Origin of the sequence: Phaeobacter sp. SYSU ZJ3003, from assembly GCF_041300735.1 — a bacterium.
Classification (GTDB): Bacteria; Pseudomonadota; Alphaproteobacteria; order Rhodobacterales; family Rhodobacteraceae; genus Phycobacter; species Phycobacter gallaeciensis_A.
Map to the genome: position 1 here is coordinate 78,309 of NZ_PXNU01000037.1, position 6,203 is coordinate 84,511.

Consider the following 6,203-nt stretch of genomic DNA (forward strand, 5'->3'; position numbering starts at 1 on the left):
CGTGTCTATTTTGGAAAAGCTGCCGTTGATAGTCCCCGCAGCATCAAACCATTTGGGCTCAAAGAAGCCATCTGCCCCCGCGATCACTTCAACTGACTGTCCTTCGATCCGCGCCGGTTGATGCCGCCGCGCTGCGCCTTTGCTCCGTCGCGTTCTTCCTGACAATCGATGCATAGCTTCACACCCGGGCGGGCCAGGCGGCGTTTTTCGGGAATCTCTTCTTCACAATCCGCGCAATGGGTCAGACTTTCGCCGACGGGCTGTTGCTGCGCTTTCATCCGCGCCAGCTCATCGCTGATCGAGGCTTCGATCTGCTCGCTCACCGCGCCGTCGCGCGCCCATCCGCCTGCCATATCACGCCCTCCTGCGTCCTGATGCGAAGACCCGCAGCCTAGGCGCCCAAACCGCGCGGGGCAAGCCGGGCGGCTGCCCCGACGTTTTCCTTGCGCCCTGCCCTGTCCGCAGTAGCCTGCCAGCAGTTTCTTTGAGCAGATTTTGGGGAGGGTATTTCATGCGAAAACTTGCAAAATGGCTGGGACGGCTGGTGGTCCTGCTGGTCGTGGTGGTGATCGGCGTACTGATCTTTGTGCCGGGCTATATCGAAAATGGCCGCAACGTAGTGGCCGAGCACGATCCCTACCCCGTCAGCGACGAGGCGGCCGAGCTGCACAAGACGCTGCTGATCGGCGATCTGCATGCCGATCCCCTGCTGTGGAAACGCGACCTCACAAAGCGTGGCAACCGGGGTCAGGTCGACATCCCCCGCCTGATCGAAGGCAACGTGGCCTTGCAGGTTTTCACCGCCGTAACAAAATCCCCCGCCGGTCAGAACTATGACCACAATGAAACCGACGCGATGGACAATATTACCCTCTTGGCAGTGGCACAGATGTGGCCCATGCGCACCTGGGGCTCGCTGTATGAGCGCGCCGTCTATCAGGCGGAAAAACTGCACGGGTTTGAAGAAAAGTCGGACGGCAAACTGCATATCATCAAATCCGAAGCCGACCTTGATGCGCTGCTGGAGCGCAAGCTGTCGGGCGAGGCCGTGGTCGGCGGGATTCTTGGTATCGAAGGCGCGCATCCCCTGGAAGGAAACCTCGACAACCTGCAGGGCTTGCAGGATGCCGGGTACCGGCTGGTGGCCCTACAGCACTTTTTCGACAACGCGCTCGGCGGGTCGCTACATGGCGCCAGCAATGCCGGGCTGACAGATTTCGGACGCTCGGTCGTGCAGGCCGTGGTGGAGCGGGGGCTGATCCTTGATCTCGCCCATTCCAGCCCGCAAGTGGCGCGTGATGTTCTCGAGATGACCGATATTCCGCTGGTCGTCTCCCATGGCGGCATTCACAAGGCCTGCCCCGTCAAACGGAATTTTCAGGACGATCTGATGCGGGAGATCGCGGCCAAGGGCGGGGTCATCGGTATCGGCTACTGGAAGGATGCGATCTGCGATGACAGCCCTGCGGGCGTCGCCGCCGCGGTGAAGGCCGGGATCGAGGTCGTGGGAGAGGATCACGTCGCGCTGGGGTCGGATTTCGACGGCTCGGTCGAGACCACCTTCGACACCTCGGAACTTGCCGCCCTCACCCATGCCATGCTGGAGGCCGGGCTGACGCCGGAACAGATCCGCAAGGTCGCCGGGGAAAACATGCTGCGGGTGATCCGGGCCCGGCTGGACTGATCCACCGCTGCGCCGGAAAAAGACAACGTTGCATCGCGCCGCCCCCTCGCCGGGGCGGCGTTCCCCGTTCTGGCCTGCAGATCTATCTCGCGGATTTAGTCTGCTATCGCTCCTGCGGCAAAATCCCGACAAAACTTATCAAGTATTTGAATTTACACATTTTTCTTGACCACCCCTCCGCTATTGCCTATCGAGGTTTCAAGATCTGCAGCAAGCCAGAATCAACGGCAGCACGCAAAGCTAGCACTCCAGCGAGGACACCCTACCGGGTCCCAGCCAGACAGCCAGCATCGCCAGCCTCCTGATTTCCAGCCAGCCACACAACGCCAGCACTTCGCCAGCGCAGCTCGATCATCCTTGCCAGCCTTTCGCCAGCCGTTGATCAGGTCGCCCCCAAAGGTCTTTCAGCTTGCCAGCCAACGCGCCAGCCTTTCGCTGACTGGCCTATGCTTGGACGCTACAGGCATGTACTCGTCCAAAGCCTGCGCGTTTTGCCCCCAGATGCATCAGTCTATTCCCACACCGTCGCAACATTAACGGCCGCCCTGAACCAAAAAGCAGACGTCCTTGACTTAGCCTGAACAAGGCTTTTCATGTCCATCATGACCGATCTTTCAACCCAAACTCTGGATGAACTCAGCCTCGACGAGGCTGCCCGCCCCAAAGCACCGCTGGTGCCGGAAGCAACGGACGCACACCGTCACCAGGGGCGACAACTGGCAGCAATCCATCGTCATTACCTGATGGAGATAGCCCAGATCGCTGCGGTCCTGACCCGGATCGAGGCGCGGGACACCCCGCCTGAGCACCTGAAGCAGATCGTGCTTTCACTCGACATGGCTGAGAATTTCCGCGCGTTCGGATCGCTTTGCGGGCGCGAGTGCCAGGTGCTCAAGATGCACCACGATATCGAAGGCGCTGACATGTTCCCCCGGATCGAGGCTGCGGGCGGTGGAAAGTTCCGCGAAGTCATCGCCAAGTTGAAGGCAGAACACGAGGTGGTTCATGAGCTGATCATCCGCCTTGGTCGTGCAGCGCATACGCTGGCCGAAAATCCCAGCGATGCAAACTTCGCTCAGGCCGCCGCGACATTCAGAAAACTGGAAGAGGTTGTGCGTTCCCATTTTGGCTATGAGGAAACTGAACTGGCAGAGGCTATCGGGTATTATCTCGGGTCGATCTGACAGCGCCGCCAAGACGTCTCAGCAACGTCGGCATCCAATGCGTTTTCGCCCGCATCCCAATCCGTGACCGAAAGAAAAAAGGGCTGCCCGCAGGGCAACCCTTTTGCATTTCTTTGCCGTTCATTCGCAGCCTGTCTTCAGGCGCTGGTCAGCATACCTTTTTCCGACGCCAAAGCCCGCATCTTGTTTTGCAGCTTCTCAAACGCGCGCACCTCGATCTGGCGGATACGTTCGCGGCTGACGTCATACTGGGTGCTCAGCTCTTCCAGAGTCACCGGTTTGTCGGCAAGACGGCGCTGGGTCAGGATATCCTTTTCCCGGTCATTCAGCACATCAAGCGCCTGCGCCAGCAATTCGCGGCGCGCTTCCAGCTCGTCCCGTGCCTCGTAATCGCCCGCCTGGTCGGCATCTTCGTCTTCCAGCCAGTCCTGCCACTGCATGGTGCCCTCGCCCTCGCTGCCGACAGTGGCATTGAGCGACGCGTCGCCACCGGACATGCGGCGGTTCATCGAGATTACTTCGGCTTCGGTCACGCCCAGATCGGTCGCGATCTTCTTGACGTTTTCCGGACGCAGATCGCCCTCTTCCAGGGCGCCGATACGGGCCTTAGCCTTGCGCAGGTTGAAGAACAGTTTCTTCTGGCCCGAGGTGGTGCCCAGTTTCACAAGGCTCCAGGACCGCAGGATATACTCCTGGATCGAGGCGCGGATCCACCACATGGCATAGGTCGCCAGACGGAAACCTTTTTCAGGATCAAAGCGTTTCACCGCCTGCATCAGACCAACGTTCGCTTCCGAGATCACCTCGGCTTGGGGCAGACCGTAACCGCGGTATCCCATGGCGATCTTGGCCGCCAGACGCAGGTGGGAGGTGACCATCTTATGCGCCGCCTTGGTGTCCTGCTCTTCGACCCACCGCTTGGCCAGCATGTATTCTTCTTCCGGCTCCAGCAGCGGGAACTTCCGGATTTCCTGCATATAACGGTTCAGGCCACCTTCCGGTGTTGGTGCAGGCAGGTTCGCATAATTCGCCATTCGGTCTGTCCCTCCCAATGTTTAAGGACTTAACATCAGCGTTGTTGTAGGACGAATATGGGGAAGAGGTTCTTCCGTTTCAAGTCCTACCGATAATCACACCTTATACCGAACCTGCGATCACGGTCTGTAATCTTGATCACAGGCCCCTATCGGCGGCCCATAGATCACCCTTTTGCGCCGCGCGCCGCCTCCAGAAGGTCCTGCATATCCTGCGGCAAGGGCGCCTCGAACCGCACCGTTTCGCCGCTGACCGGATGGGTAAAGCCCAGAACTGCCGCATGCAGTGCCTGCCGCGGAAAGGCCTGAACCGCCGCAAGCGCCTTTTCGCTCAGCGCCTTAACCGGCAGCTTGCGTTTGCCGCCATAGGTCGGATCACCGATCAGCCCATGACCTGCATGGGCCATATGCACCCGGATCTGATGGGTCCGGCCGGTTTCCAGCCAGCATTCGATCAGCGCCGCCACCGGCGGATTGCCAAAAGGCTCCACGATACGCGCCCGCGTCACCGCGTGGCGACCGCCCTGAAACAGCACCGCCTGACGCTGTCGGTCGGTCTTGTGGCGAGCCAACTGGGTGGTCAGCTTCAGGATGTTGCCGGTCTCGAAACTGGCGCCTTTGACACCGCGCAGTCGGGGATCGTTGGCATCGGGCACTCCATAGCAGACCGCGCGGTAATAGCGTTCGACCGTGTGACGTTCGAACTGCGCCGCAAGCCCCTGATGCGCAACATCGGATTTCGCCACCACCAGAAGACCCGAGGTTTCCTTGTCGATGCGATGCACGATACCGGGGCGCTTCACCCCACCGACACCAGACAGGTTATCGCCGCAATGATGCATCAGCGCGTTGACCAGTGTGCCCGAAGGCGTGCCCGGCGCCGGATGCACCACCATGCCCGCCGGTTTGTTGACGACGATCAGATCGTCATCCTCGAACACCACATCTAGCGGGATATCCTCGGGGCCAATATGGCTGTCACTGGCTTCCTCGACGGTAACCGAGATCACCGCGCCTGCCTCGACCCGCGCCTTGGGATCGCGCACCACTTGCCCGTCAACGGACAGCGCGCCCTCGTCAATCAGCCGCGCCAGACGGGTCCGCGATAGGGTTGCCTCCTCTGGCACATCACGCGAAACCGCTTTATCAAGCCGTTTAGGCGGATTTTCCGCGATAACGAATTCTATCCGGCGGCGCTCCATGACAGATCCTTCCAAACCCGAATTGCAAGAAGAGCCGCCGCAGCTGAAGTTCCTGCGCCGACTGGTGACCACGCTGACCGTGGTCATGATTGGCGGGCTTGTATTAGTAATCTCGCTGCTTGTCATCCGTCTGTCTGCAGACGGGCCCTCGCTTCCCGAAAGCATCACCCTGCCCGACGGCGTCACGGCCGAGGCTGTCACCTTTGGCACCGGCTGGGTGGCGGTGGTGACCCAGGATCAGCGGATCCTGATTCTGGATCCCGAAACCAGTGCAGTCCGGCAGGAAATCGAGCTGAAATAGCCCCCCCGGCACAGCAAGGCGGGCGGTCTGGATCAGGAACGCAGCAGCACCTTGTTCGATCCCAGCGCCTCGGCAATCTGCACATATTGCGAACGCCGCTCTTCTGCCGCTTCGGCGCTGCGCAACAGGACCGTCTGCGCCTGATCCAAAATGGCGCTGGCCTGCTGATTGACCTGCGCTGCCCGTGCCGGATTGACCGGCGTCAGCGGACGCGTGGTTCGGTCCGAGGGCGACGCCTTGCGCGACGCATAGGCATTCCCCTGCTTCCAATCCCGGTTATTGCGAGTCAGACGGTGAATGTCCCGCGCTGTATCCCGCAGAACCTGGCGGACCTCCTCGTAATCCGAATCCTCGGGGATTTCCGCTGAAACGCTTTCCAGACGCTCCGCAAGGCAATCCACCCGGTATTCCGCAGCGTCAATATCAGCGCAAAAGGCCTTGGCGGCGGAGAGGCTCGTCACCAGCTGACGCAGGAACGCCGCTGATCCGAATTCGCCCGCCGGAACGATAACCGTGTAAAGAACCGGCGCTGACTGCGCCAGAACCGGCCGCGCCGTCACGGCCATCACTGCGGACGCCGCCGCACATCTGCTTAGGAAACTTTGCGTCATGTCACTCAACCCTCGAATACCAATACACCATGCCCCTGCCACCAAAGCAGCAGTGGCCCCGCAAACGGGCCATCGGCAGAAATCATGTTGAAACTGTCCCATTCCCGCGCCGTCGTTGCAAGGGTCGTGTCGCGAATGCTGTGGAAATTCCCTGGCGGCGCGCTCCGGGCATGTGAAGGGTCGGTGT

8 protein-coding genes are annotated in these 6,203 nt (G+C 60.5%); 3 read left to right on the top strand and 5 right to left on the bottom strand.

The window, feature by feature from the left end; all coding sequences use genetic code 11:
* Positions 1 to 83: 83 nt before the first annotated feature.
* Positions 84 to 353 (bottom strand): DksA/TraR family C4-type zinc finger protein, encoded by a 270-nt coding sequence (locus tag C6W91_RS14545; RefSeq protein WP_274830083.1) that lies wholly within the window; start codon positions 351 to 353, stop codon positions 84 to 86.
* Between the two features lie 158 nt (positions 354 to 511).
* Between C6W91_RS14545 and C6W91_RS14550 the strand changes: the two genes are divergently transcribed.
* Together C6W91_RS14550 and C6W91_RS14555 are read left to right on the top strand one after the other, a co-directional pair.
* Positions 512 to 1,684, top strand: a complete 1,173-nt coding sequence (locus C6W91_RS14550) for a dipeptidase (RefSeq protein ID WP_274837757.1) — start codon at positions 512 to 514, stop codon at positions 1,682 to 1,684.
* 602 nt (positions 1,685 to 2,286) lie between these two features.
* Positions 2,287 to 2,868 (top strand): hemerythrin domain-containing protein, encoded by a 582-nt coding sequence (locus tag C6W91_RS14555; RefSeq protein WP_274837758.1) that lies wholly within the window; start codon positions 2,287 to 2,289, stop codon positions 2,866 to 2,868.
* Between the two features lie 137 nt (positions 2,869 to 3,005).
* Here C6W91_RS14555 and rpoH read toward each other — a convergent pair whose 3' ends face one another.
* Complete coding sequence (gene rpoH, locus C6W91_RS14560; RefSeq protein WP_065272972.1) at positions 3,006 to 3,902, bottom strand: RNA polymerase sigma factor RpoH; 897 nt, start codon at positions 3,900 to 3,902, stop codon at positions 3,006 to 3,008.
* Positions 3,903 to 4,069: 167 nt separating this feature from the next.
* Positions 4,070 to 5,104, bottom strand: coding sequence for an RluA family pseudouridine synthase (locus tag C6W91_RS14565; RefSeq protein WP_370570968.1), 1,035 nt, complete (start codon positions 5,102 to 5,104; stop codon positions 4,070 to 4,072).
* Between C6W91_RS14565 and C6W91_RS14570 the strand changes: the two genes are divergently transcribed.
* Entirely contained in the window at positions 5,103 to 5,405 is a 303-nt protein-coding gene (locus tag C6W91_RS14570) for a DUF6476 family protein (protein WP_274835010.1), read from the top strand. The genes C6W91_RS14565 and C6W91_RS14570 overlap by 2 nt on opposite strands.
* Positions 5,406 to 5,437: 32 nt before the next feature.
* On the opposite strand, the gene C6W91_RS14575 is transcribed toward C6W91_RS14570, so the two are convergent.
* Positions 5,438 to 5,971, bottom strand: a complete 534-nt coding sequence (locus tag C6W91_RS14575) for a hypothetical protein (RefSeq protein ID WP_370570969.1) — start codon at positions 5,969 to 5,971, stop codon at positions 5,438 to 5,440.
* A 50-nt stretch (positions 5,972 to 6,021) separates the two neighbouring features.
* Positions 6,022 to 6,203 (bottom strand): hypothetical protein (locus tag C6W91_RS14580; RefSeq protein WP_370570970.1); only part of this gene is annotated, 182 nt, incomplete at its 5' end.

Bases quoted from the DNA above. Each gene is read 5' to 3' on its own strand.
- C6W91_RS14545 (WP_274830083.1), bottom strand. From the start codon at position 353: ATGGCAGGCGGATGGGCGCGCGACGGCGCGGTGAGCGAGCAGATCGAA.
- C6W91_RS14550 (WP_274837757.1), top strand. From the start codon at position 512: ATGCGAAAACTTGCAAAATGGCTGGGACGGCTGGTGGTCCTGCTGGTC.
- C6W91_RS14565 (WP_370570968.1), bottom strand. From the start codon at position 5,104: ATGGAGCGCCGCCGGATAGAATTCGTTATCGCGGAAAATCCGCCTAAA.
- rpoH (WP_065272972.1), bottom strand. From the start codon at position 3,902: ATGGCGAATTATGCGAACCTGCCTGCACCAACACCGGAAGGTGGCCTG.
- C6W91_RS14570 (WP_274835010.1), top strand. From the start codon at position 5,103: ATGACAGATCCTTCCAAACCCGAATTGCAAGAAGAGCCGCCGCAGCTG.
- C6W91_RS14575 (WP_370570969.1), bottom strand. From the start codon at position 5,971: ATGGCCGTGACGGCGCGGCCGGTTCTGGCGCAGTCAGCGCCGGTTCTT.
- C6W91_RS14555 (WP_274837758.1), top strand. From the start codon at position 2,287: ATGACCGATCTTTCAACCCAAACTCTGGATGAACTCAGCCTCGACGAG.